The organism is Bacillus massiliglaciei, assembly GCF_900098925.1.
Taxonomy (GTDB): Bacteria; Bacillota; Bacilli; order Bacillales; family DSM-1321; genus Peribacillus; species Peribacillus massiliglaciei.
In genome coordinates, this window is record NZ_LT622360.1 from 461712 (window position 1) to 487617 (window position 25906).

The 25906-nt window shown below is 41.1% G+C and carries 23 protein-coding genes, 2 pseudogenes and 2 other annotated features; of the genes and pseudogenes, 21 read left to right on the top strand and 4 right to left on the bottom strand.

The annotated features are described in order from the left end of the window. The first annotated feature begins 77 nt into the window (after positions 1–77). From BQ4305_RS18800 to hutI, 6 genes and pseudogenes are all read left to right on the top strand, one after another. Positions 78–1439, top strand: a complete 1362-nt coding sequence (locus BQ4305_RS18800) for a dihydrolipoamide acetyltransferase family protein (protein ID WP_110929263.1) — start codon at positions 78–80, stop codon at positions 1437–1439. A gap of 3 nt (positions 1440–1442) precedes the next feature. Further along, a complete protein-coding gene (gene lpdA / locus BQ4305_RS18805; protein ID WP_110929264.1) occupies positions 1443–2855 on the top strand; it encodes a dihydrolipoyl dehydrogenase in 1413 nt (470 codons plus the stop codon). Positions 2856–3032: 177 nt separating this feature from the next. Continuing rightward, a complete protein-coding gene (locus BQ4305_RS18810; RefSeq protein WP_110929265.1) occupies positions 3033–3812 on the top strand; it encodes a polysaccharide deacetylase family protein in 780 nt (259 codons plus the stop codon). Between the two features lie 291 nt (positions 3813–4103). Then, on the top strand, positions 4104–5606 hold the full coding sequence (gene hutH / locus BQ4305_RS18815; protein ID WP_110929266.1) for a histidine ammonia-lyase: 1503 nt from the start codon (positions 4104–4106) through the stop codon (positions 5604–5606). Between the two features lie 17 nt (positions 5607–5623). Further along, positions 5624–5731: pseudogene (locus BQ4305_RS18820) on the top strand (hypothetical protein); the annotation flags it as partial. Further along, positions 5727–6725: pseudogene (hutI, locus tag BQ4305_RS18825) on the top strand (imidazolonepropionase); the annotation flags it as partial. The pseudogenes BQ4305_RS18820 and hutI, both read left to right, overlap by 5 nt. Before the next feature lie 83 nt (positions 6726–6808). On the opposite strand, the gene BQ4305_RS18830 reads toward hutI, so the two are convergent. Both BQ4305_RS18830 and BQ4305_RS18835 read right to left on the bottom strand, forming a co-directional pair. Further along, on the bottom strand, positions 6809–7747 hold the full coding sequence (locus BQ4305_RS18830) for an amidohydrolase family protein (RefSeq protein ID WP_110929268.1): 939 nt from the start codon (positions 7745–7747) through the stop codon (positions 6809–6811). 15 nt (positions 7748–7762) lie between these two features. Further along, entirely contained in the window at positions 7763–8539 is a 777-nt protein-coding gene (locus tag BQ4305_RS18835) for an IclR family transcriptional regulator (protein WP_110929269.1), read from the bottom strand. A 221-nt stretch (positions 8540–8760) separates the two neighbouring features. On the opposite strand from BQ4305_RS18835, the gene BQ4305_RS18840 reads away from it, so the two are divergent. The 9 genes from BQ4305_RS18840 to BQ4305_RS18880 all read left to right on the top strand — a co-directional run bounded on the left by BQ4305_RS18840 (position 8761) and on the right by BQ4305_RS18880 (position 16966). After that, positions 8761–10236, top strand: a complete 1476-nt coding sequence (locus BQ4305_RS18840) for an aldehyde dehydrogenase (protein WP_110929270.1) — start codon at positions 8761–8763, stop codon at positions 10234–10236. An 11-nt stretch (positions 10237–10247) separates the two neighbouring features. Continuing rightward, the gene (locus BQ4305_RS18845) at positions 10248–11039 is read left to right on the top strand and encodes a 2-keto-4-pentenoate hydratase (protein ID WP_110929271.1); all 792 of its coding nucleotides are present in this window, start codon (positions 10248–10250) and stop codon (positions 11037–11039) included. A gap of 17 nt (positions 11040–11056) precedes the next feature. Then, entirely contained in the window at positions 11057–11941 is an 885-nt protein-coding gene (locus BQ4305_RS18850; protein ID WP_110929272.1) for an acetaldehyde dehydrogenase (acetylating), read from the top strand. An 11-nt stretch (positions 11942–11952) separates the two neighbouring features. Continuing rightward, on the top strand, positions 11953–12984 hold the full coding sequence (gene dmpG, locus BQ4305_RS18855) for a 4-hydroxy-2-oxovalerate aldolase (RefSeq protein ID WP_110929273.1): 1032 nt from the start codon (positions 11953–11955) through the stop codon (positions 12982–12984). A gap of 89 nt (positions 12985–13073) precedes the next feature. Beyond that, complete coding sequence (locus tag BQ4305_RS18860) at positions 13074–13808, top strand: 2-keto-4-pentenoate hydratase (protein ID WP_110929694.1); 735 nt, start codon at positions 13074–13076, stop codon at positions 13806–13808. 9 nt (positions 13809–13817) lie between these two features. Beyond that, the gene (locus BQ4305_RS18865; protein WP_110929274.1) at positions 13818–14009 is read left to right on the top strand and encodes a 4-oxalocrotonate tautomerase; all 192 of its coding nucleotides are present in this window, start codon (positions 13818–13820) and stop codon (positions 14007–14009) included. A gap of 29 nt (positions 14010–14038) precedes the next feature. Continuing rightward, positions 14039–14872: a DODA-type extradiol aromatic ring-opening family dioxygenase gene (locus BQ4305_RS18870; protein ID WP_110929695.1), complete on the top strand. Its 834-nt coding sequence runs from the start codon at positions 14039–14041 to the stop codon at positions 14870–14872. 434 nt (positions 14873–15306) lie between these two features. Next, complete coding sequence (locus BQ4305_RS18875) at positions 15307–16686, top strand: MFS transporter (protein ID WP_110929275.1); 1380 nt, start codon at positions 15307–15309, stop codon at positions 16684–16686. A 157-nt stretch (positions 16687–16843) separates the two neighbouring features. Next, positions 16844–16966, top strand: a complete 123-nt coding sequence (locus BQ4305_RS18880; protein WP_110929276.1) for a GapA-binding peptide SR1P — start codon at positions 16844–16846, stop codon at positions 16964–16966. A 52-nt stretch (positions 16967–17018) separates the two neighbouring features. On the opposite strand, the gene BQ4305_RS18885 is transcribed toward BQ4305_RS18880, so the two are convergent. Then, positions 17019–18236, bottom strand: coding sequence for a 4-hydroxybenzoate 3-monooxygenase (locus BQ4305_RS18885; protein ID WP_110929277.1), 1218 nt, complete (start codon positions 18234–18236; stop codon positions 17019–17021). Positions 18237–18409: 173 nt separating this feature from the next. Further along, positions 18410–19864, bottom strand: coding sequence for an aminotransferase class I/II-fold pyridoxal phosphate-dependent enzyme (locus tag BQ4305_RS18890; protein WP_110929278.1), 1455 nt, complete (start codon positions 19862–19864; stop codon positions 18410–18412). 182 nt (positions 19865–20046) lie between these two features. Between BQ4305_RS18890 and BQ4305_RS18895 the strand changes: the two genes are divergently transcribed. From BQ4305_RS18895 to trpC, 6 genes are all read left to right on the top strand, one after another. After that, positions 20047–21006, top strand: coding sequence for an NAD(P)H-dependent flavin oxidoreductase (locus tag BQ4305_RS18895; RefSeq protein WP_110929279.1), 960 nt, complete (start codon positions 20047–20049; stop codon positions 21004–21006). Between the two features lie 32 nt (positions 21007–21038). After that, entirely contained in the window at positions 21039–21314 is a 276-nt protein-coding gene (locus BQ4305_RS18900) for a UPF0223 family protein (RefSeq protein WP_110929280.1), read from the top strand. Positions 21315–21388: 74 nt separating this feature from the next. After that, positions 21389–21623, top strand: a binding site (T-box leader). 177 nt (positions 21624–21800) lie between these two features. Further along, positions 21801–22035: a binding site (T-box leader), on the top strand. A gap of 57 nt (positions 22036–22092) precedes the next feature. Then, the gene (gene trpE / locus BQ4305_RS18905) at positions 22093–23481 is read left to right on the top strand and encodes an anthranilate synthase component I (protein WP_110929281.1); all 1389 of its coding nucleotides are present in this window, start codon (positions 22093–22095) and stop codon (positions 23479–23481) included. Next, positions 23478–24086: an anthranilate synthase component II gene (locus BQ4305_RS18910; protein WP_110929282.1), complete on the top strand. Its 609-nt coding sequence runs from the start codon at positions 23478–23480 to the stop codon at positions 24084–24086. The genes trpE and BQ4305_RS18910 overlap by 4 nt, the downstream gene beginning before the upstream one ends. 24 nt (positions 24087–24110) lie before the next feature. Continuing rightward, the gene (trpD, locus tag BQ4305_RS18915; RefSeq protein WP_110929283.1) at positions 24111–25133 is read left to right on the top strand and encodes an anthranilate phosphoribosyltransferase; all 1023 of its coding nucleotides are present in this window, start codon (positions 24111–24113) and stop codon (positions 25131–25133) included. Next, on the top strand, positions 25134–25901 hold the full coding sequence (gene trpC / locus BQ4305_RS21695) for an indole-3-glycerol phosphate synthase TrpC (RefSeq protein WP_199880761.1): 768 nt from the start codon (positions 25134–25136) through the stop codon (positions 25899–25901). The last annotated feature ends 5 nt before the right edge of the window (positions 25902–25906 follow it).

Sequence of the window (25906 nt, forward strand, 5' to 3'; positions counted from 1 at the left end):
ACCAATTGATAGAAAATTCTAGATAAATGACTTTATTCAAGCCGTTAAGTATGATTTAATATAGGAGGTTGAATTCAGTGGCATTCCAATTTAGACTCCCTGATATCGGTGAGGGTATACGCGAAGGCGAAATAGTAAAATGGTTTGTTAAACCAGGAGATAAAGTTCAGGAAGATGACGTACTTTGCGAAGTGCAAAATGACAAGGCGGTTGTCGAAATTCCTTCCCCGGTTGAAGGAACGGTAGAAGAGGTCCTTGTTGAAGAAGGTACGGTAGCTGTAGTCGGAGATGTCCTAATTGTGTTAGATGCACCTGGTTATGAAAACCTTTCATTTAAGGGTGACCATGGCGAGGAAGCGGATACAAAGGGCGAGGAGAAAACGGAAGCACAAGTTCAATCCACTGCTGAAGCGGGACAGAATGTGAAAAAGGAAGAAGCTCCGAAACAAGAACAAGCAGGTGCAACAGGAGCCGGAACCCAGCCGAAAACGGACGCAGATCCTAACCGCCGCATCATTGCGATGCCGTCAGTCAGGAAATTTGCCCGGGAACAAGGCGTAGACATCAAACAGGTAATAGGTTCTGGAGATAATGGCAGAATCATGAAGAGCGATATTGAAGCGTTCATGAATGGAACTGCAGAATCTCAAGAAACTGAACAAACTGAACAAACAGCTTCTGCCGAACAGCAAAATACTGCTGATCAGAAGCAGCAGACAGCTATCCCGCAAGGTCAGTATCCTGAAACACGCGAGAAAGTCAGCGGCATTAGAAAAGCGATTGCTAAAGCAATGGTCAAATCTAAGCAGACGGCTCCGCATGTTACATTGATGGATGAAGTGGATGTAACACAGCTTGTTGCTCATAGAAAGAAATTTAAAGAAATAGCGGCAGAGAAGGGCATTAAGCTGACATTCCTTCCATATGTCGTAAAGGCGTTAACAAGTGCGCTGCGCGAATACCCAATGCTAAATACATCTCTGGACGATGAAGCAGGAGAACTTATTCATAAACACTATTACAATATCGGTATAGCAGCGGACACTGAAAAAGGCTTGCTTGTTCCTGTCGTGAAGGATGCCGATCGAAAATCAACCTTTGCTATTTCTAATGAGATTAATGAATTGGCGACTAAGGCCAGAGACGGGAAATTGTCACCTGATGAAATGAAGGGGGCTTCATGTACCATAACCAACATTGGTTCTGCTGGTGGACAATGGTTTACACCTGTCATTAACCATCCTGAGGTCGCAATCTTAGGAATAGGCCGTATTGCTGAAAAAGCGATTGTCCGTAACGGAGAAATCGTAGCTGCTCCAGTACTAGCTCTTTCTTTAAGCTTTGATCACCGTGTAATAGACGGAGCTACAGGACAGCATGCATTAAATCACATCAAAAGGTTACTGAACGACCCAGAATTATTGTTAATGGAGGCGTAAAAAATGGTAGTAGGGGATTTTCCGATTGAAACAGATACTTTAGTAATTGGTTCCGGCCCAGGGGGATATGTAGCTGCGATTCGCGCTGCACAGCTTGGACAAAAAGTAACAGTTGTGGAAAAAGGTTCGGTTGGCGGAGTTTGCTTAAATGTTGGATGTATTCCTTCAAAAGCCCTAATTACTGCAGGTCATCGTTTTCATGAGGCACAGCACTCTGATGACATGGGGATTACTGCTGAAAATGTGAAACTTGATTTTTCTAAAGTACAGGAGTTCAAATCATCTGTCGTGAAAAAACTGACAGGCGGTGTGAGCGGTCTTTTAAAAGGAAACAAAGTAGAAGTTGTTTCAGGTGAAGCGTATTTCGTGGATGAGAACAATGTACGTGTTATGACAGAAACTTCTTCTCAAACATATACGTTCAAAAATGCTATTATTGCAACTGGATCATCACCGATTGAATTGCCTACTTTTAAATATTCAAAGCGTGTCATCAATTCAACTGGAGCGCTTTCTCTTGAGGAAGTTCCTTCTTCCATGGTTGTAATCGGCGGCGGAGTTATCGGTGTTGAACTAGGCGGCGCTTATGCAAACATGGGTACAAAATTAACAATCCTTGAAGGATTGGATGATATTCTTTCCGGCGGATATGAGAAACAAATGACCAGCCTTGTTAAGAAAAACCTAAAAGCTAAAGGTGCAGAGATCATTACAAAAGCCAAGGCTAAAGGTGTGGAAGAAACAGAAAATGGTGTTGTTGTAACATATGAAGCAAATGGAAAAGAAGAAAAAGTTGAAGCGGATTACGTTCTTGTAACGGTTGGCCGCCGTCCGAACACAGCTGAAATCGGACTAGAGCAAGTCGGCATTAAAATGACTGAACGCGGTTTAGTGGAGATTGACGCACAATGCCGTACAAATATCAAAAACATTTATGCTATTGGCGATATCGTCGCTGGTCCTCAATTGGCACACAAGGCGTCTTATGAAGCTAAAATTGCTGCAGAAGCCATTGCCGGACATCCATCTGAGATTGATTATCTGGGAATTCCAGCGGTTGTGTTCTCTGAACCTGAGTTAGCGACGGTAGGATATACTGAGAAATCAGCAAAAGACGAAGGTCTGGATATTAAAGCATCTAAGTTTCCATTTGCAGCGAATGGACGTGCCCTTTCATTGAATAATGCTGACGGTTTTATGAAACTGATCACACGTAAAGAAGACGGCTTAGTTATCGGTGCACAAATTGCCGGACCTAATGCTTCAGACATGATCGCTGAACTTGGTCTTGCGATTGAAGCAGGTATGACTGCGGAAGATATTGCTATGACAATTCACGCGCATCCTTCTTTAGGTGAAATTACAATGGAAGCTGCAGAAGTGGCTCTTGGAACACCTATTCACATTATTAAATAATTCAGCATACCCAAAAAAGCACATTATCTCAAGGATAATGTGCTTTTTTTCTTGTGGAATTTTCACTTGGATATATTTAGGTTTTTAACAGCATCATAAGGGATATAGGAAATAAGATAGTCTAAAAAAGCTCAGTATTAAAAGTAATCCAAAAGATTCAAAACAGGAGGTGGAAGGGTGAAGTATATATATTTCTTGTTAATATGCATTGGCCTGTTATTGGCAGGCTGTGCTGCAGAAAAAACGAGTACTGAACATGAAAAGGCAGTAAAGGAAGAAAGTCATACAGAGAAAGACAAAACGGCAGAGAAGCAGCTTGAGGAAGAACCCAAATACCGGATAAATGAGAACAATTGGTCAGTTGAACCTATTGCAGATGCCAATCCAAAAGTAATCCTGCTGACATTTGATGATGCCCCTGATAAATATGCTGTACAAATTGCCAAAACTTTAAAAGAGTTACATGTTAAGGCAATATTCTTTGTTAACGGTCACTTTCTTGAAACTAAAAAAAATCAGGAAATGCTAAAAGAAATTCACCAATTAGGTTTTCCAATCGGCAATCATACATATAACCATGTGAACTTGAAAGAACTGTCTGAAGAGGAACAAAAAAAGGAAATCGTTCAGCTGAATGATCAAGTGGAAGAATTAATCGGCGAACGTCCTAAATTCTTTCGCGCTCCATTTGGAGGCAATACGGACTTCTCCAAGAAAACGGCTAAAGATGAAAAGATGCTCATCATGAACTGGACATATGGGTATGATTGGGAAAAGCAATATCAGAATAAAGAAGCTCTGACAAAAATAATGACAGACAATCCTTATTTGACGAATGGTGCCAACTTATTAATGCATGACAGAAAATGGACAAGTGAAGCAATTGCTGATATTGTAAAACAATTGCAAAAAAAAGGATATACGATAGTGGATCCTTCACTTATTAAGACGCCTTAAAGAAAACAGTCCGAAGCAAAGGATCATATGCTTCTGGCTGTTTTCTTTCTTTTTTATTGAATGGATCTTTCTTCTGTCAATGCTTCTTCTTATCAAGAACACTTGCCAGAATGATTTTAATAAATACAGCATAACTCTTTATAATAGAAGTCTATTTAGTTGAAGTGAAAAAGGTGGAGAGGCTTTTGTATACATCTTATTTCTTTTTTGTAAGATACAAGAAAAAAGGGACTGCGGCTGTTTATTTAAAAACGGTGCAGTCCCTTTATTATGTTAGAGGGGTGAGGGGATATGGTTATTTTGAAGGGGAGTGACTTGACACTTTCTGAGCTGAAACTGGTTCTGTATCAAAAGGCAGCAGTTTCAGCCTCAAAGGATTCATTAATAGGCGTTATGCAAAGCAGAAGAGCAGTAGAGAACATTGTAACGGAAAAAAAGATTGTTTACGGCATTACCACAGGCTTTGGGAAGTTCAGTGATGTTTGGATTGAGTCTGAATATGTCAAGGAGCTTCAATATAATTTGGTTGCTTCTCATGCGTGCGGGACCGGTGGGCCTTTGCCGGAACAGGTTTCAAGAGCAATGCTTCTGCTGCGGGCAAATGCACTTCTCAAGGGTTGTTCCGGTGTCAGACCGGAAGTAATTGAACAGCTGATTACGCTTCTTAATCATGAGGTTCATCCTGTTATTCCAGAACAAGGGTCTCTTGGCGCCAGCGGAGACCTTGCTCCCCTTTCGCATTTAGCTCTCGTTCTTATCGGCCGAGGAGAAGTTTTTTACAAACATCAAAGGATGGAAACTAAGACCGCCTTTTTGGCAGAGGGGATACTTCCAATAGAGCTGGAAGCGAAAGAAGGCCTTGCGTTGATAAATGGAACTCAAGCTATGACAGCTATAGGGGCAGTGGCTTACCTTGAAGCAGAAAAACTTGGGTATTTGGCAGAAATGGCAGCAGCCCTGAGCATTCAAGGTCTGCAGGGAATTACGGATGCTTTTAATGAACAAATTCATCTTGCCAGAGGGTATAAGGAACAGCTGGAGGTAGCTCTCAGAATGAGAAGCTGGCTTGAGGGAAGCAGGCTCACAACGAGACAGGGAGATTTGAGAGTGCAGGATGCTTATTCACTCAGATGTATTCCGCAAGTACTTGGAGCCTCCTGGCAGGTTTTCAATTATGTAAAAGACAAATTGGAAACGGAGTTTAACGCGGCAACCGATAATCCGCTCATTTTTGATGAAGGAAAGACTGTTATCTCAGGAGGGAACTTTCATGGTCAGCCCATTGCCTTTGCTATGGATTTTCTGAAAATAGGTGCAGCTGAACTCGCAAATATTTCAGAGCGAAGAATCGAGCGGATGGTTAATCCGCAATTGAGCGACCTGCCTCCTTTCTTAAGCCCTGAACCTGGACTTCAGTCGGGCGTGATGATACTGCAGTACTGTGCAGCTTCACTTGTCTCAGAAAATAAAACATTGGCTCATCCAGCAAGTGTTGATTCCATTCCTTCTTCAGCTAATCAGGAAGATCATGTAAGCATGGGGACCATTGCAGCCAGGCATGCTTATCAAATTATTCAAAATGTAAAAAAGGTTCTCGCCATAGAGCTCATCGTTGCATTGCAGGCGGCAGAATACCGAGGAGTTCTTGGTCTTTCAAATAAAACGCATTCCATATACAAAGAGTTACGTACCATCATTCCCAGTATTACAAAAGACCGAAGTTTCTCTTGGGATATAGATACATGTGTCAGTTGGGTGGATTCCTGTTCAGCAGAAAAATTCATGCCTTTATAAAGGAGGATAACAGAAAGATGAGAAAAATGCCTGAATATAAAGGAGAAAAACTCCATGCGAAGGGATGGGTGCAGGAAGCCGCTATCCGTATGCTTTTAAATAATCTGGATGCAGAGGTAGCAGAAAACAGAATTTGAACAACGGCTGAAGGGTGATACCTATATGGAAATTATGAAAAAAGGAGGAGGAATTTACCAAACAGCCAAAATGGTGAAAGAAGCGTCTCCGGAAGAATTATTCAGTCTGGGGTACAGCCGGCTGAATGAATTTTTGCTTCAGGGAGTGACGACGATTGAGGCAAAAAGCGGTTATGGCCTTGACTGGGAAACGGAAAAAAAACAACTAGAAACAGTCAGGCGCCTCAATGAAGATCACTGTATCGATATTGTTTCCACGTTCATGGGAGCTCATGCGATTCCTGAACACTATAAACAAATCCCTGATCTCTATGTAGATCTCATTATAAATGAAATGATTCCTATAGTCTCAAAGGAGAAACTTGCTGAATTTAATGACGTATTTTGTGAAAAAGGCGTATTCACGCCAGAGCAGGCACAGCGGATACTGACAGCAGGGAAGAAATGGGGGCTTTCCGCAAAAATTCATGCAGATGAAATCGAGTCCTGCCAGGGGGCTGAACTGGCTGCTGAAGTTGGAGCCATATCAGCAGACCATCTGCTTAAAGCTTCTGAAGAAGGAATGAAAAGGATGGCAGAAGCAGGAGTTGTTGCTGTTTTGCTCCCCGACACTGCCTATTTCTTAAAGAAAGACTTTGCCAATGCCCGCAAAATGCTTTATTTAGGGGTGCCTGTAGCTTTGGCTACTGATTTTAATCCGGGATCCTCCCCTACGGTTTCTCTCTCTTTTATCATGAATCTTGCCTGCATGAAAATGAACATGACTGCGATGGAAGCCTCGGCGGCAGCAACTATCAATGCCGCACATGCGATAAACAGAGGAAAAGAAATTGGAAGTATCGAAAAAGGAAAAAAGGCTGACCTTGTCATCCATCGGGTCGATCGGTTAATTAAACTGCATTATTATTATGGCATGAATCATACTGGGACTGTTATTAAGGAAGGAAAAATTGTAGTCGATGAGGGGAAGGTTATTCACTAAATCTGTTTTGCTCAGCGGCTAATTGTGATCATAGTAAAAAACGGTTTCGCACTACTCCTGCGGAAACCGTTTTTTCATTTCTTTTAGAGATTCAGCAAACTTTCAGCCGCTGCTTTATTATAAGAAGAAGGCGGCCAGGCACTTAAATCAAAAGGATAATCAGAACCTGCCACAATTCTATCTTTTCCTACAGATTCAGTGAGATATCGTAAAGCATTTTCGTTCCAAAGTACATTATCGTACCAGAATTTCCTAAGGTAATAGGATGGATGCTCATTTAGAGATACTGATATATTTGACCAGCTTTGAAAACCTTTATTCAGTCTGCCAATTTGATAGGGCAAGAAACCGCCTCCATGTGCAAGCAGAATTTTAACATGCGGAAAGCGGTCTAAAAGGCCGCTTAATAATATATCTGCGGCGCAGATTGTCGTTTCCCACGGAACACCAATCAGATTCGGGAGCATCCTCCTTTTTAGGCGTGAATCCTCTGCCAGCAGAGGATGAATAAATATAATGGCCCCTTGGTTATTTGCCTCTTCCCACAAAGGTATGAAAACATCGTCAGTAAGCATATTTGAAACTGTTCCTGGCCCAATTATTACGCCTTTCAGCCCTAACTTCATACATCGCACAAGTTCTTCTGCAGCTTGAATAGAATCATTCAACGGAACTGTTCCTAAAGCCATTAATCTATCAGGGTAGGTTTTAATTAACCTGGCTAAACTCATGTTATATAAAGAAGCTAATTCTGATGTAATACTTATTTCTGATCCATAAAGAAAGAGCTGCGGAATAGGGGAAAGAAGGGATTTTGTTACTTTTGCCTGTTCTTGTTCTTCTAAATAAAGACCGATATTTAGAAATGAATCTTTCAGTTCGAAGCTCCATTTCTGGTTGATAAGGAGAAATTCAGTATCGCGGTCAGGCTTTGATTCCCTTACAGCATCTACATTTTTTTTATTTTGTTCGAGCCATTCCATAACTTCTTCAGGTATAAAATGTGTATGAAAGTCAATCATAATCTCTCTCCTTTATTATCGTTTCCAGTATCCCAAGGATTCTGATATTTCCAACGCAGTTTTTTTCACTTTACGTATTAGATATTCGTTTGAAGGGTTCATTCTATGTACAGGTCCTACTACACTGAGTGCGTATACAACTTTGCCAGTATAATCTTTAATCGGAGCAGCGAGAGAGCAGACACCAACTCTGAGTTCTTCTTTACTTACACTGTATCCTTGCTCTTTTACCGATTGAAGAAATTCTTTGAAAGGTTTTTGAGAGGTAACAGTCTTTGGAGTATAGGCCTCAAGTCCTTTATCAATATAAGAATCTATGAAATCCTGTGACTGGTGCGCTAAGAGGATCTTACCAGAACTTGTACAGTGCAAAGGGTTCCGCCTTCCGATATGGGATAAGATTTGAACAGGCTGTTTACAGTCAATACGGTTAAGGTAAACAATGTTATCATCTTCTAAAACTGCAATGTGAGCGGTTTCATTTATCTCGTTTACTAACTCTTTTAATATAAGAGCTGATTCCCTTGTCACCTCTAAATGGGAGGTGATGATGGTATTTAAATTAAGGATCGACAGCCCTAGTCTGTACCTTTGGGTTTCAGAATCTTTTGTTACGAAGCCTTCACTAGCTAACGTTGCCAATAATCGGCTGACAGTACTTTTCCCCAGCTTAAGATCTTTTGCCAGTTCTGTAACCTTTTTCTCCGGATTATCAATGGAGAAGCTTTGTAGGACCCGTAAAGCATTTTTGACAGAAGAAAGTAAATAAGCATCCTGGGACTCGATTTTCATAAAAGATTCACTCCTTTCATGTTGTCGCTTATAAAAGAACAACATTCTTTTATGGTATACCGAAAAGTGTAACATGGAAAAAAATAAGAGAGAAGAAAAATTAAAAAAATTCAGATTTTTATTTTTGTGTTCCATATAAAGGAACGGAGGTGTTGTATAAGGGAGATTCATATTTTACGATGTTTTTGAAAAGAAAAATCCCCAGACTAGGAGGAATTATTATGACATCGCAAACAGTATTAGAAAAAACAGTTAAAGCTTTTGATTGCAAGCATTTTATAAACGGTCAGTACCTGCCTTCCGATAATGGGAAAAGTTTTAATAATATTAACCCAGCTACAAAAGAAGTTCTTGGTACAGTCGCTGAGGGCGGTAAAGCGGAGATAAATCTCGCTGTCAGTGCTGCAAGAAGGGCACTGAACGGACCGTGGAAGAGAATGACCTCAGATGAGAGGATAAAAGTAATCAGAAGGATTGGCGATATCATTTTGGAAAGGCAGGAGGAATTAGCCCGTCTTGAATCACTTGATACAGGTAAGCCGCTTTCTTTATCCAATTCATTGGATATTCCCCGTTCTGCTTTTAATTTCCATTTCTTCGCTGATTATTTAAGAGGCATTGGAACAGAGGCATATCAAACAGATAATTTGGCCATTAACTATGCAGTCCGCAGGCCAGTAGGAGTAATTGGTCTTATCAATCCTTGGAATTTACCATTATTGCTATTAACATGGAAGCTTGCCCCGTGCTTGGCAGCAGGAAATACAGCCGTTATTAAGCCTGCTGAACTGACGCCAATGACGGCTACACTCCTTGGAGAAATCTGTAAGGAGGCTGGAGTGCCGGATGGCGTTGTTAATATAGTTCACGGTTTCGGACCGGACTCTGCTGGTTCAGCTTTATCTGAGCACACAGATGTAGATGCGATATCTTTTACAGGAGAAACGACCACAGGAAAGGTAATTATGAAAGCGGCATCATCTACACTGAAAAAACTTTCCTATGAATTAGGCGGTAAAAATCCAAACATTATTTTTGATGATGCAGATTTAGATGAAGTAATTGAAACGACGATTAAGTCGAGTTTTGCCAACCAAGGACAGGTTTGTATGTGCGGATCACGTATTTATGTTGAACGGTCAGTTTATGATGAATTCTTGCAAAAATTTGCAGCCAAAACAGAGCAGCTGGTTGTAGGAGATCCATTTGATCCAAATACAAATGTAGGCTCACTTGTATCTGAGGAACATTTTGAACGGGTTAAAAGTTATATCGATTTGGCTGTGGAAGAAGGCGGCACTATTTTGACAGGAGGCAAAACACCAGAAGGGCTGGAAGGAGGTTATTTTCTGGAACCCACAATTATTACTGGACTTGACAGGTCTTGCAGGGTTGTCCGCGAAGAGATTTTTGGACCGGTAGTTACCGTAATTCCATTTGATCAGGAGGAAGAGGTAATTGCCCAGGCTAATGATACGGATTATGGCTTAAGTGCATCTATCTGGACAAACGATCTCCGTCGGGCGCATAGGGTTGCTGGTGAAATTGAAGCCGGGATCATTTGGGTTAATTCATGGTTCCTTCGTGATTTAAGGACACCATTTGGAGGAATGAAACAAAGCGGGATCGGAAGAGAGGGCGGAGCCCATAGCTTTGAGTTCTACAGTGAATTATCTAATATCTGCATAAAACTTTAAGGAGGATGACTATGGAAACAGCTGCTATTCAAATTGAAAAAATGGCCGAGCATCTTCAAGAAGCAGAAGCCAAAGGTCAAGGGACGGTCCCCTTGACTGAGCTTCACCCTGATCTTACTCCTGAAGATGCCTACCAGGTTCAATTGCTTACTATTCAAAAAAAGACTTCTGCAGGTCAAACAATAACTGGTAAAAAAATTGGATTAACTTCAGCTGCAATGCAGGAAATGCTTGGTGTCAGCCAGCCTGACTACGGCCATCTGCTAGATAGTATGGTCATTGAAAATGGGGGCGTTATCAAACAAAAACAAGTTATACAGCCAAAAATAGAGGCTGAAATAGCTTTTGTTTTAAAAAACGATTTATACGGACCTGGCGTAACTGCTTTGGATGTAATGACTGCAACTGACTATATTGTGCCTGCACTCGAAATTGTGGACAGCAGAATAGCCGAGTGGAAGATTACACTGTCCGACACTATAGCAGACAATGCTTCTTCCGGCCTGTATGTACTCGGAGAAAAGAAGACTATTCCAGCAGGACTGGATATCTCGCAAATAGGAATGGCTTTTTATAAAAATGGCGAACTGGTCAATACAGGAGTCGGTGCTGCTGCTTTAGGAAATCCGGCAGCTTGTGTTGCATGGCTGGCCAATAAACTTTCAGGATTCGGGATAGGACTGAAAGCGGGAGAAGTGATATTGTCCGGTGCCTTATCTGCTGCTGTTTCTGGAACAGCCGGGGATGAATTTACAGCAAGGTTTGCACATTTGGGAGAAGTGTCGGTAAGGTTTGATCTATAAAAAGGAGGCGTGGGAACGTGAGCAAAGTAAAGGTGGCTATTTTAGGGTCAGGAAATATCGGTACAGATTTAATGATGAAAATTGAACGCTCAAATGAGCTCGAATTGACAACTATGATTGGAATAGACCCTGAATCTGACGGCTTGCTGCGGGCAAAGGAAAAGGGATATGAAATCGTTTCTAATGGAATTGAAGGATTTTTGGAAGAACCAAGCCGGGCAGATATTGTTTTCGATGCAACTTCTGCCAAAGCTCATGTCCGGCATGCCAAGCTATTAAGAGATGCTGGGAAATTAGTATTGGACTTAACACCTGCAGCTGTAGGAGAACTTGTTGTCCCTTCAGTAAATCTGGAAGAGCATATTAACAAAACCAATATAAATTTAATAACCTGCGGCGGGCAGGCAACGATACCGATTGTTCATGCCGTCAATAGGGTTCTGCCAGTGGAATATGCTGAAATTGTTGCTACGATATCCAGTAAAAGTGCAGGGCCAGGGACACGGGCTAATATAGATGAATTCACTGAAACTACTTCTAAAGGGATTGAAGCGGTGGGCGGTGCCCAAAAAGGAAAAGCGATTATTATTTTAAATCCTGCAGAGCCACCGATTTTAATGAAAGATACCGTTCATATTTTAGCAGCGGAAAGTGTTGGTAAAGAAGATGAGGTTTTAACTTCCATCTATAATATGGTGAAAGAGGTACAGAGTTATGTTCCTGGATATAGGCTGAGAACAGACCCTGTAATAGACGGAAAGAGGATTTCGATATTTATTGAAGTGGAAGGAGCTGGGGATTATCTGCCTAAATATTCCGGTAACCTGGATATTATGACCGCAGCAGCGGTAAAAGTGGCAGAAGTATTTGCTAAAGAAAAATTATCGAAACAAACAGTATAGGAGGGGAAAACATGGAAACTGGGAGAGATGTTTTGTTAACCGAGGTTGCCTTGAGGGACGGCAGTCATGCGATTGCCCATCAATATACAATTGAACAAGTTAAGGCTGTTGCAAAAGGATTGGACGAAGCGGGAGTCCCTTACATTGAAGTGGCCCATGGAGATGGTCTGTCGGGTTCATCTTTACAATATGGTCTCTCTAAAACGGATGAATGGGAATTAATTGAAACTGCTGTTTCAGCCTGCACTAATTCTAAGATAGCGGTATTGCTTCTTCCTGGGATTGGAACAGTGAAAGATCTAAAGAGAGCGGCTGGGTTGGGGGTCAGGATGGCACGTATTGCGACACATGTGACAGAAGCGGATGTTTCGGCCCAGCATATTAATATGGCTAAAGATTTAGGATTAGAAACAGTTGGTTTTTTAATGATGTCCCATATGGCTCCAGTAAGCAAATTAATTGAGCAGGCAAAATTAATGGAGAGTTATGGTGCAGATGTAGTATATGTGGTCGATTCTGCAGGTTCCCTTCTTCCTCATCAAGTGAAAGAAAGAATTGCTGCCTTAAAAGAAAACCTGGGGGTTGAAATTGGATTTCATGCTCATAATAATTTATCACTTGCAATGGCCAATTCTCTGGCTGCTATTGAAAGCGGTGCCACTCGAATTGACGGAAGTATCCGCTGCCTGGGTGCTGGAGCAGGGAATACCCAAACTGAAGTATTGGTGGCGGTTCTTGCCCGGCTTGGAATGAAAACAGGAGTCGATTTATATAAAATGACTGACTTATCCGAGAATGTGATCGCTCCAATCTTACAGGCACCGCAGGAAATCACAAAAGACAGCTTAATGTTAGGATATGCAGGGGTCTATTCGAGTTTTCTGCTCCATGCTCAGAGAACAGCAAAGAAATATCATGTAGATTCAAGAGATATTTTGGTTGAGCTTGGAAAACGCAATGTAGTAGGGGGACAGGAAGATATGATTATAGATGTTGCTGCAGAGATAGCAGAAAAGGCAAATCGGACTGTGGAAGCAAAATAACCAATCCAGTGATATCCTTGATAAGGAGAGTGTTTCAATTGATCGAAACAAAATATAAAGAAACTGCAGAATTTTTGCAGGCAGCGGAAATGGACAAAAAAGAAGTAACGAGAATAACGATGGATCTGCCGGATTTGACAGTTGAGAAAGCCTATCAAATACAGGAGGAGCTAGTTTCGATAAAACTAAAACAGGGTCATCGAATTATTGGTCCCAAAATGGGTTTGACCAGTGAAGCAAAAATGAAACAAATGAATGTAGAAGACCCCATATACGGATATGTATTTGATTATATGGATATTAGCGATGATGGAACAATTTCTCTTAAAGAACTTATCCATCCTAAAGTGGAAGCCGAGATTGCTTTTATTATCGGAAAAGATCTTGAAGGTCCGGGTATTACTGCTCAAGATGTTCTTTCAGCCACTGAGTATGTAATTCCAGCCCTGGAGATTATCGACAGCCGTTATGAAAATTTTCAGTTTACATTGCCGGATGTAATTGCAGACAACGCCTCTTCATCAAGAGTGATCTTTGGGAATCAATTAACAAAGCCTGAAAGACATGAACTTGAACTTGTAGGTGTCACGTTATCCATTAATGGGGAAATAAAAGATTCTGGCGCCGGAGCGGCTGTTTTGGGACACCCTGCAAATTCGGTTGCAATGCTCGCCAATATGCTTTCCAGAAAAGGAAAGAAAGTTTCAGCTGGAGAAATAATTCTTACCGGCGGAGTAACAGGTGCCGTTCTGCTTTCAGAAGGAGATCATATAACAGCCAAATTTGATGGACTTGGAGATATTTCATTTAGGGTAACCGAATAGGGGGATATCATGCCAATTGTAAATATTCAAATACTTGAGGGCAGACCTCAGGAAAAAATTGAGGCTGTTATCAAAAATGTAACCGATGTCATTTCTCAAACATTAGATGCTCCTAAAGAAAATGTAAGAGTTATTGTGACTGAAATTCCTAAAACCCATTGGGGTGCAGGCGGAGTTTCTATGAAGGCAAATGGCAGGTGAAAGTTCAAAATAAAAGGGAGGAAGAAGAAATGACAATTGAGTTAGGAATGCTAGTACCGCATACACCTCGAATGTGCCACGAAGAAAAAGCCCCGGATTTTCAAAAGGAAATTATTCAAGGTATGCACAAAACAAGGTCTGTCATAGAACAAATCAGACCTGATGCAATTGTCATCGTATCTTGCCACTGGCTTTCTAGTTTTCATCATTTTGTTGAAGCTACTCCTGATCATAAAGGTGTTTTAACTGCTTTTGAATGTCCCGAATTGATATCAGATGTCCATTATCATTTTCCAGGGGATACGGAATTAGCACGTGAATTAATAGCTGCGGGGCAGAGTGCCGGTCTGCAAGTAGTGGAAGTCAACGATCCCACTTATAACTGGGATTATGGAACGATTGTACCGTTACGATATCTCATTCCAAACGAAGATATTCCAGTTATTGATCTTTCTGTAACTTGGGCGGCGAATTTAGAAGAAACCTTTAAGTGGGGGAGGGTAATAGGAGAAGTTTTTCAAGAAAGTGAGAAAAAGGTGGTCTTTATCAGTTCAGGCGCCTTAGCGCACAACCTTGTCCGAAACCCTCAAGCGATGCCTACCATTACAGAGCAAGCAATGGACAAACAATTTATAGAATATTTAAACAATAACGAATTAAACAAAGCGTATGAGATGCTCCCTCAGTATTCAAAAAATGCAGGAGTAGAAGCCGGCGGCCGTCACCTTGCAATGCTGCTGGGAGTTCTAAAAGGACAATATAGAAGCAAATACTATGGTTATGGGCAATCATCCGGGAGCGGGAATGTTGTCATGACATTTAAGCCTGTACATTCGCCATTACCATCAAAAACACTGGCGTGATTGCTTTAATTATCAACAAGCACTTCTTCATGTCCGAATGGCCGGGGCTTTTTGGAATTTCCAAAAATCGCGGCCATTTTATAGCTTAATAGCTGTACTTTTTTTAACTGTTTCAGAAATGCTGAATGTGCAACTAAAAGGTCTCTGTTATCCAAATTTGATCATTAAACAAATTAGGGAACTTCAAGGCTTTTATATCGGAGATGAAAGCAGGCGTTGTTTCCTGGAAAGAGAGATCGAAATAACGTTCTTTACAACTTATTAAAAAGTTTTCGAAAGAGCACAAAAATTTATAATGATTCCATATAGGAGAATAACGATATTGTAGAAGAAACAAGTGAAACGTAAACTGGGATGAGACACAAGAAAAATATAGAAGTTATTGTATGCGCTTACAATATGTCGCGATAACTTTATAATTGGGAGGGAAAGAATTGAAAAAAATTAATGCGCTTGAAGTTGTGGCTGCCAGTAAATTTAATCGTTTTCATTTGTTTATTTTCCTTTGGTGTTTCTATGCAATTGGTTTCGATGGCTATGAAATCGTTATGTTTGGCGTTGGACTTCCTTGGATGATGGATGAATGGAGTTTAACCTCCATCCAGGTTGGGGCAATGGGCAGTTATTCCTTGATTGGAATGATGCTTGGTGCATTGATATTTGGACCGCTGGCTGATAAATTGGGCCGAAAGAATATACTCGCCATTTGCATGATTTTATTTAGTTTGTTTACACTCGGAGCAGGCTTGGCACCAAATCCTATATTCTTTACAGTAATGCGCTTTATCTCTGGATTAGGGATGGGAGGGCTGATGCCCAATGTTATTTCTTTAATGACTGAATATTCTCCTAAGAGAAATAGGGCAATTATTGTAGCAACCATGTATTGCGGTTATTCTTTGGGAGGTGTAGTCGCGTCATTAGTAGGAATGTATATTATTCCGTCCACGGATTGGAGAGTATTATACTGGATAGGCATCCTTCCGCTTTTAACTTTACCGTTCTTCATGATGAAATTTCCTGAATCTCTTTCCTATTACTTATCAAGAGGGCAAATTGATAACATCACTGATGTACTTAAAAAAGTCGATCCTGACGGTAATTTCAGTAAAACCGATGATTATCAAATTGAAGAAATGAAAGAGTCATCAAAAGGCTTCCCTGTAAAAAAACTTTTTACAAACAAAAGGACTGTCAGCACCCTGGCCATCTGGCTCGCCGTTTTTAGCTGTTTGCTGATGGTATATGGGCTGAATACTTGGCTTCCTAAAATGATGCAGCAATCCGGATATGGGTTAACATCCAGTCTGTCTTTCAATATGACACTGTGTATTGGACAAATCTTTGGCTCAGTTATAGGCGGATACTATGCAGAAAAAATTGGACATCGGCGTGTACTTGTTATTCTCTTTGGAATTGGAATATTCTGTTTTGCCGGATTAAGTTTAACTTCAAATGTTATTCTTCTATATCTGTTAATCTTAATAGGAGGAGCTTGTACTGTAGGAACAATGAATTTAGCAAATCCATATATTTCAGAATATTATCCGCGTGAGGTTCGTGCAACTGGAATGGGATGGGCTCTTGGAATAGGAAGAATCGGAGCCATTCTTGCCCCGACCTTATTTGCCATGGTATTAGCTACTGGCATAGATTCACAAACAGCTTTTGTGTTTTTTGCAATTCCTAGTCTAATCGCTGCTTTAGCTTTGCTTTTAATCCAGGAAAAGCATGCAAGCTTCGATACAGTGGAAGATGTATCCTTAGAAGAGGATAGTGTGCTGCATTCGATACAAAAGGAAGTAATCAAATAGTCTTTTAAACAGGGATCATGGATAACACATGATTCCTGCTTTTTTATAAATATGCTATACTTTTTTTCTTGAATTTATAAATGTGTTATATTATTATTTATATAAAGCGGTTACATTATGAGGAACAAACATATTATATGGAAAAGGAGTGGAATAAATGGGGACTATTATTTGTCAAAGCTGTAATGATACCATTGAGCATTTTGAAGATGAGAAGGTAACTGTTCTGTATTCACACTGCTGCCATCAATGTAACTCAGAAAATCAAAATAACAACTAATTCATACGATAGCAAAGGATGCCTATTTCATACAGGCATCCTTTTTTATGAGTTAATATTCTGATGCAGCTTCTTTTGTGATTTTTGGCCATTGAATGGGAAGCCCAATGTAATTTTCGGCGATGCTTTGGATCCCCGCTTCTGAAGAAGTAAAATAATCTAGTTCTGCCAATTGAATCTTTCTTTCAAATGGTGTATGTGACCGATCTCGATGTAAAAGTGATGTCATAAAGGAGGAAAATCTCTCTGCTTTCCAAACACGCTTAAGGCAAATATCGGTATATTGATTAAGTAAATCTTCATCTTGTTCATAGTAATAAGCAGTAAGTGCTTTAGAGAGCACATGTATATCAGAAATGGCGAGATTCATTCCTTTTGCACCAGTGGGAGGAACGATATGAGCTGAATCTCCAGCAAGAAACAAACGGCCATAATGCATAGGTTCACATACAAAACTTCGCATTTGTACAATATTTTTTTGGAGAATGGGCCCTTCAATCAATTTCCAGCCATCATTAGATTCGACTCTCTTCTGCAGTTCGTTCCAAATCCTTTTATCCGGCCATTCAGAAATATGTTCTTCCGGGTCAACTTGAAGGTACATTCTTTGAATCTGATCCGTTCGTGTACTAATTAGTGCGAAGCCTTGTTCATGACTGGCATAAATAAGCTCTGGAGAAGAAGGCGGTGCTGCTGCGAGTATTCCGAGCCAAGAAAAGGGAAAGACCTTTTCATATTCTTGTCTGATATTTTGGGGGATGGATGGCCGGCTTGGCCCATGAAAACCGTCACAACCTGCAATAAAGTCACAATGGATTTCTGTTGGGGAAGAATCTTCCGATGATTGAAAGCGAATAATTGGTTCAGTAGTTTCCAGTTGATGCAAACTTACATTGTCTGCATTAAAATAGATGGGTCTGCCTGTTTTATATCTAGTCTCAATAAGATCTTTGATTACTTCATGCTGTGGATATACTGTTACATTCTTACAGCCTGTTAAGGCATGAAGATCGATACGATGGCCAACGCCATTAAATCTAAGTTCAATACCTTGGTGAACATGTCCTTCCTTTTTACATCTTTCTCCGACTCCGGCAGCCATCATTAAATCCACTGTCCCTTGTTCAAGAACTCCTGCGCGTATCGTTCCCTCAATTTGATTTCGTGATCTTTTTTCCACGATAATTGATTCAATTCCTTGGAGGTGTAAAAGGTGTGCCAACATTAAGCCTGCCGGACCAGCTCCAATTATCCCTACTTGTGTATGCATTTTTCCCCTCCTAGCAAATAAATTAAGCGCTTACAAAAAAGGCGGTATTATCTTACATCCCTATTATAATCCAAACTTGTTCTGCAAGAAATAACTTGATTCTTTTATATGGAACAAGCGGTCATAAAAAATAAGAACCCGTTCGGATTTTCTGAACGGGTTCTTTTCAGCATTTATTTTATAACACGAAGGAACTTAATTTCCGGATCTTCTGGACCTTGGACGGGCAGGCCGACTTCAAGGTTCTTTTGGATATAGGTGATATTTTCCTCGGTGATTCTTTCTCCCGGTATGAAAATCGGGATACCAGGAGGATAGACCATGATAAATTCTGCGCTGATTCTGCCTGCTGTTTCTTCAATCGGAACGACTTCCGTTTCTGCATAGAACGCTTCTCTTGGTGACAGTGCCAATTCAGGAGCCTCAGGGAGCAGGACAGTAATTTCTTGCTCGGTGTAGCCCTCTTTTTGGAAAAGGTCTGCCAGATCCTGAAGAGCGTGAATTAATATATCTGCCTCTTTCTTTGTATCTCCTGGAGTAATAAGGCAAAGGATATTGTACAGGTCAGAAAGTTCGACTTCAATCGAATATTTCTCACGAAGCCATCTTTCCACGTCGTAACCAGTGATTCCTAATCCTTTAACGGAGATGATTAATTTCGTCGGGTCATAATCGAAAGCTGCTTTAGATCCTAATATTTCTTCACCGACACAATACAGATACGGAATTTCATTAATGGCTTTCCTCATGTAATTGGCAAGACTTATAGCCTGTTCTGCCATTGCATGTCCTTTCATGGCAAGCTGTTTCCTGGCAGTGTCCAGAGAGGCAAGAAGGATATAAGACGTAGAAGTAGTTGTTAGCATACTCAGAATGGATTGTACTCTGTTAACAGAGACAAGGCCTTCTTTGACATTTAAAATTGAGCTCTGCGTCATAGAACCGCCTAGCTTATGGACGCTTGTAGCAGCCATATCAGCACCAGCCTGCATGGCGGACATTGGAAGTTCATCATGAAAATGAATATGAACACCGTGTGCTTCGTCAACCAAAACAGGCATCCTGTAAGAATGAGTGATTTCAACAATTCTTTTGAGGTCGGCAGCAATCCCAAAATAAGTCGGGTTGATGACAAGCAAACCTTTAGCATCAGGATGAAGAGCCAGTGTTTTTTCTACTTGTTCTACAGAAATCCCGTGTGAAATCCCCAGTGTTTTGTCGATTTCTGGATTAATAAAAATGGGAACAGCACCGGAAAAAACAATAGCAGACATAACGGATTTATGAACATTCCTCGGTACGATGATTTTGTCTCCAGGCCCGCAAACCGTCATAACCATCGTCATAATGGCACCGCTTGTACCTTGTACAGAGAAAAATGTATGGTCAGCTCCGAATGCCTCAGCAGCCAAATCCTGTGCCTGTTTAATGATACCTTTCGGCTGATGAAGATCATCTAATGGAGCAATATTGATCAAGTCAATGGATAATGCATTATCGCCAATAAATTGGCGGAATTCAGGATCCATTCCGGTTCCCTTTTTATGGCCGGGAATATGGAATTGGATAGGTGCTTTTTTAGCATGCTCTAGTAAGCCCGTAAATAAGGGAGTTTCATTTTGTGACAATTCTTTTTGGCCCCTTTACTGAATAATAACTTTATAATAAAACAAAGAGAATTATAGCATGTTCTCTATAGTGTTGCCTAGCTGGACTTTACATACTCCGGGAAGGGAGCACTAGTGATTGATGAGGCAAGGAATATTTGCCATAATGACAGAGAGGGATTAGGGATAAGGGGGGAAGGGTTTTGAACTGGAAAACTCGAGTTACGGAACTGTTAGGGATTCAATATCCAATTGTACAGGGCGGCCTGGCCTATTTAGCATATTCTGATCTTGCAGCTGCAGTATCGAACGCTGGAGGCCTGGGTCAGGTGACCGCGATGTCCCTGGAAACACCGGAAAAACTGGTCGATGAAATACGCAGGACAAAGTCTTTGACAGACCGGCCGTTTGGCGTTAATTTTGCGATTGGCCAGCACGGCCGGCCATATGAGCATTTCTTAGAAGCGGCTTTAAATGAAGGGATTGCTGCAGTATCTGTTACTGGAGGAAATCCAGCTCCTTTTCTTGACTTTGTAAAAGGTTATCCTGTAAAAAAACTTGTACTTGTTGCCGCAAAAAGACAGGCCGTCAAAGCAGAAGAGCTAGGGGCTGATGCTGTTATGGTTGTGGGGCAGGAGGGCGGAGGACATTTAGGAAGAGAGGATATAGGAACTTCTGTCCTTGTTCCTCAAGTAGTGGATTCTGTAAAAATACCAGTTATTGCTTCCGGTGGAATCGGTGACGGCCGGGGCCTGATGGCTGCCATGGCCTTGGGAGCAGAAGGTATTGAGATGGGGACAAGATTTATTGCTGTAAGAGAATGTTTAGATGCCCATCCGTTATATAAAGAAGCGCTTGTAAATGGAACGGAAAGTGATACCGTCGTTATTAAGCGATCAATTGGCGCTCCTGCACGCGTGATTCAGAATAGCTGGACGGAGAAGATTTTAGAGATTGAAAAGGAACAGGGCGGGTATGAAAAGATAAAAGATTACATAAGCGGTACAGCCAATCAGCGTTATATTCATCAAGGTGAAATAGATAATGGTTTTGGCTGGGCCGGCCAGGTAATGGGTCTCATTCATGATATACCGTCTGCTTCGGAACTATTCAGCAAGATTATAGGAGAGGCGGAGGAAATCAGGAGAAAATGGGCAGACTGAAAGTATAAGACCTGTAGAAAAGAGGGGCTGTAATGGAATATCAATATCCAATGGACTTTGAGTGGTCAACTGAAGAAATTGTAGATGTCATTCATTTTTTTGAAGCTGTTGAAAAAGCATACGAAAGCAAAATACAAAAAGAAGAACTAATGAAAGCTTATAGGAGATTTAAAGAAATTGTCCCCGGCAAAGCAGATGAAAAAAATTATACAGATGAATTTCAGAAGAGTAGCGGCTATTCAGCCTATCAGGTTATCAAAGCTGCCAAGAATGCAGAAGACGGTGCCTGGATCCAGCTGAAAAAATAACAACAAGAAAATTCGGATAATTGGGTTGACAAAAGTTCAAAAGAGGATTAGTATAACAAGTAAGATTTTAATGAATAAAGGCATTGACGAAGAAAAGTAACTTTATGCTGTTCTCAAGAGAGCCGGTGGGTGGTGCGAACTGGCGGACAAAGTAAAGTGAATGGCCTTCCGAGCTCCAAACCGAAACTTTTAAGGAGTAGGCTTTGGCGAAAAGTCCCATCGTTACAAGGGAAAGGTGTTCAATTTGGATACCGTAAAGTGAGCTGTTTTAGCTAATAAAGGTGGTACCACGGGTTCCTCGTCCTTTGGATGAGGGCCCTTTTTGCGTTTTTTTAATAGGGCCTTATAAAACAAATGCAGCTTTTATCATTTTCAGTGAAGCCTAAATAGAAATGGGGAACAGGTAAGGATCCTTGCAGAAAACGTTCTGTTAGGGTTAGAACAGTAAAGTTTATGAGAAGCTTCTAATAATTGGTAACTGAATATTCAAAATCTTTGATTAAGAGTAGTAGCTTTTTTAGATGCGTGACAGAGAGCTGGGATGGTGGAAACCGGCATGCTATAAAAAGGTGAATGGACTTATGAGTGATTTCTTGAAACAGCAGTAGGGAAATCCGGTGATTCGCCGTTATCTGAATCTTAAAGATTGTTTATCTTTAAGGAAAGTGGGAAAATTCATTTTTCCAAACGAGGTGGCACCGCGGTCAAAATCGTCCTCTGCAGGCAGTTATTATGCATGCAGGGGATTTTTTTATTACCAAAATGGGGGTATAAGCACATGAATCAGACAAAAATGCCGAAGAAAATTCACTTTTCGATAGAAACAATTGAGGGAGATATTCATACACCGATTGCCATATTCCAGAAAATTGCCGGTGAGAAAAAGTTTCTTCTGGAAAGCTCCCATTCTCATCATGATAAAGGACGTTATTCCTATATTGGGAACCATCCATACTTGGAAGTTGCGGCTTATGGATCCGAAATTGTCATTCAGGACCATGTGATTGATACGGCTGAAAGAAAGAATATGAACATTGTAGACTTTCTGAAATCAGAGCTGTGTGTGGAAGTGGATGAATTGCCTGAGAAACTTCCATTCAACGGCGGAGCCATTGGGTACTTTGGATATGATGTCATACGGCAGCATGAAAATATAGGAACGGTCCCTGCTGATGAACTGGGTATGCCGGATGCACATTTCTTATTTTTTAAGCAGCTCTTCGTGTTTGATCATTTAAAGCAAAAAATCCATTTGATCACAGCGGAGGAAAATAAAGAAGAGAGCTTTGCGGAAATGAAAAAATTAGCTGAGAGGCCGCTGATCCATGAAGACCTTGAGTTTGAGCCGCTGAATTATCATTCGAATTTTACGAAGGAAGAATTTGTAGAAATGGTAGAGAAAGCGAAAGAAGCAATCATAGACGGCGAAGTATTCCAAATTGTGCTTTCTCAACGATTCCAGGCAGCGTATAAGGGCGACCCTTTCCAGGCATATCGCCGACTGAGGCTGGCCAATCCATCTCCTTACATGTTTTATATTGAATTCGGTAATGTGACCGTTCTGGGATCTTCACCGGAAAGTTTAATAAGCGTATCGGACGGAGTTGTTCACGTTAATCCGATTGCCGGAACAAGGCCGAGAGGAAAGACAGTGGAGGAGGACTTAGGCTATGAAAAAAGTCTGCTTAAAGATGAAAAGGAATTAGCAGAGCACAGGATGCTGGTGGACCTGGGCCGAAATGATTTAGGAAGAGTGTGTGAAATAGGCTCAATTAAGCTGACGGAAGAAATGAAGATTGAACGATATCAGCATGTTATGCACATTGCCTCTAAAATCAGCGGACAACTGAAAGAAGGGGTAAATGGGTTGGATGCCTTAGCAGTTTGCCTGCCGGCAGGGACAGTATCGGGTGCTCCGAAAATCAGAGCGATGGAATTAATCAATGAACTGGAAAACAGCAAAAGAGGCCTGTATTCCGGTTCCATCGGGTACATTGGTTTTGGCGGCCGGCTTGATATGGCCTTGGCTATCCGCACGATGATCATTAAAGACGGAAAAGCAACCGTGCAGGCGGGAGCAGGAATTGTTTACGATTCTAATCCTGAAAAGGAATATGAAGAAACGCAAAATAAAGCAAAAGCGCTGATGGAGGTTCATAAAAAATGATATTGCTCATCGATAATTATGATTCATTCACCTATAATCTGTATCAATATTTAGGAGAAGTCGAAAAAGATATTCTTGTAAAACGAAATGATGAAATTTCACTGGGAGAAATAGAGAGTCTGAATCCAGATTCTATTATTATTTCACCAGGGCCCGGAAGGCCGGAGAATGCTGGAATCAGTGTAGATATGATTAAACGGTTTTATAAGGAAAAGCCAATTCTCGGTATTTGTCTGGGGCACCAGGCGATAGGTACAGCGTTTGGAGCCGAAGTAGTCGGGGCTCAGAATATTATGCATGGCAAAACCTCTATCGTCAAACATGACGGTTCAGATCTGTTTAAAAATCAGGAAGAAGCTTTTCCTGTGATGCGGTATCATTCACTTGTGATTCAGAAAGGGAGTCTGCCGGAGGAGCTGAAGGCTGCCGCCTATTCTGATGACGATGGTGAAATTATGGCGATACGCCACAGTACATTTCCACTGTATGGCTTGCAGTTTCATCCGGAATCAATCGGAACACTGACAGGAAAAGAATTGCTGCACAGATTTCAAAGAATCGCTTTGGACTTTCACAAAGAACGGATGAAGGAAATTACTCAATAAAATTCAAACATGGAGGAATGAGTTTTGAAGAGATATTTAGAGAAGTTAGCAGAGCGTCGTAATTTGACAGAAGAAGAGATGAGCATAGCGGCAAAGTCCTTGTTTGAAAATGAAATCAATGACAGTGAGATTGCAGCCTTTATGGTTGCATTAAAATCAAAAGGTGAAACAGCAGGAGAAATTGCGGGAATCGTCAACACGATGCGGAGTTTTTCAATGTCTGTTGAAATAGATGGCGATAATGTCATGGATAATTGCGGTACAGGCGGAGATGGTTCCCAAAGTTTTAATATCAGTACAACATCCGCTTTTGTTTTGGCCGGGGGAGGGCTGAAGGTTGCCAAGCATGGTAACCGGAGCATTTCCAGCAAAACTGGGAGTGCGGATGTGCTGGAAACGCTGGGTGTCGATTTGAATATGGACTCTGCTCAAATGGAAAAAGCATTAAATGAGATTGGCATCGCCTTTTTGTTTGCACCGTCTGTCCATCCGAAAATTGCGAGAATCATGAAGGTCAGGAAAGAATTAAAGATCCCGACTGTATTTAACCTGATTGGTCCATTGACGAACCCTGTTGATTTGAAAACGCAGCTTCTTGGAATAAACCGAAGAGATATGCTGCCGCTTTTTGCAGAAGTCTTAAGAAAATTGGGCAGAAAAAGGGCTGTAATCGTAAATGGAGCAGGAGGGATGGATGAAGCCAGTCTCCAAGGAGAAAATTCCCTGGTTCTGCTGAATGAAGGGAACATAACGTCTTTCACACTGACTCCGGAAGAAGCAGGGCTGACTCGATTTGATAACGAGAAAATCAAGGGAGGTAATGCGAAGGAAAATGCGGAAATCCTGCTTAGAATTTTAAAGGGAGAAAAGGGTCCATACAGAGATACGGTATTGCTTAATGCTGGGCTGGGTTTTTTCGCTCATGGGACGGCATCAAGCATTCCTGAAGGCGTAAACTTGGCCAGAAAAAGTATTGACAGCGGTGCAGCATTAAACAAGCTGGAATCTTTAATCACGCTGGGAAATCGGAATAAGGCGGTTTTATAAATGGAAAACATTTTAACTCAAATTATTAATAAGAAGAAAGTGGAAATCGAACATTTAAAAAAGAATAAACTGACGGCGGAATCAGTCAGCAATGGTCCTTCGCTTGTTGAAAAACTGAGAAAGGCCAGCCGCCTGGAGATTATCTCTGAAATAAAAAGGGCTTCCCCGTCAAAAGGAAATATTAATCTTGATGTAAACCCTGTGCAGCAGGCAATGGAATATGAAAGAAATGGGGCTGCTGCGATTTCGGTGCTAACGGATGAGAGTTTTTTTAAAGGGACGTTCAAGGATCTGCATGATGTAAGTGAAGCTGTATCTATTCCAAGGCTTTGCAAGGACTTCATTATTAACGAAGTTCAAATTGATTATGCAAGACATCATGGAGCAACTGTTATTCTTTTGATAGTAGCAGCGCTTCCGGCCAATCGGTTAGAACAGTTGTATCGTTATGCGAAAAGTTTAGGACTTGATGTGTTGACTGAAGTTCACGATGAATTTGAATTGGAAACTGCTTTAACATTAGAGGCTGAACTGATCGGTATAAATAATCGGGATTTGAAAACATTTGAGGTGCATCTTTCAGTAACAGAGAGACTGGCCAAGAATATTGATTTAAGCCGGCATATCCTTGTAAGTGAAAGTGGTATCAAGACGAGAGAAGACGCGATAAGAGTGAAAGAGGCCGGTGCAAAAGCAATTCTTGTCGGTGAAACTTTAATGCGTGCCAATAATGTTTCACAAATGGTCAAAGCGCTGCAGGTAACCTGATGGAG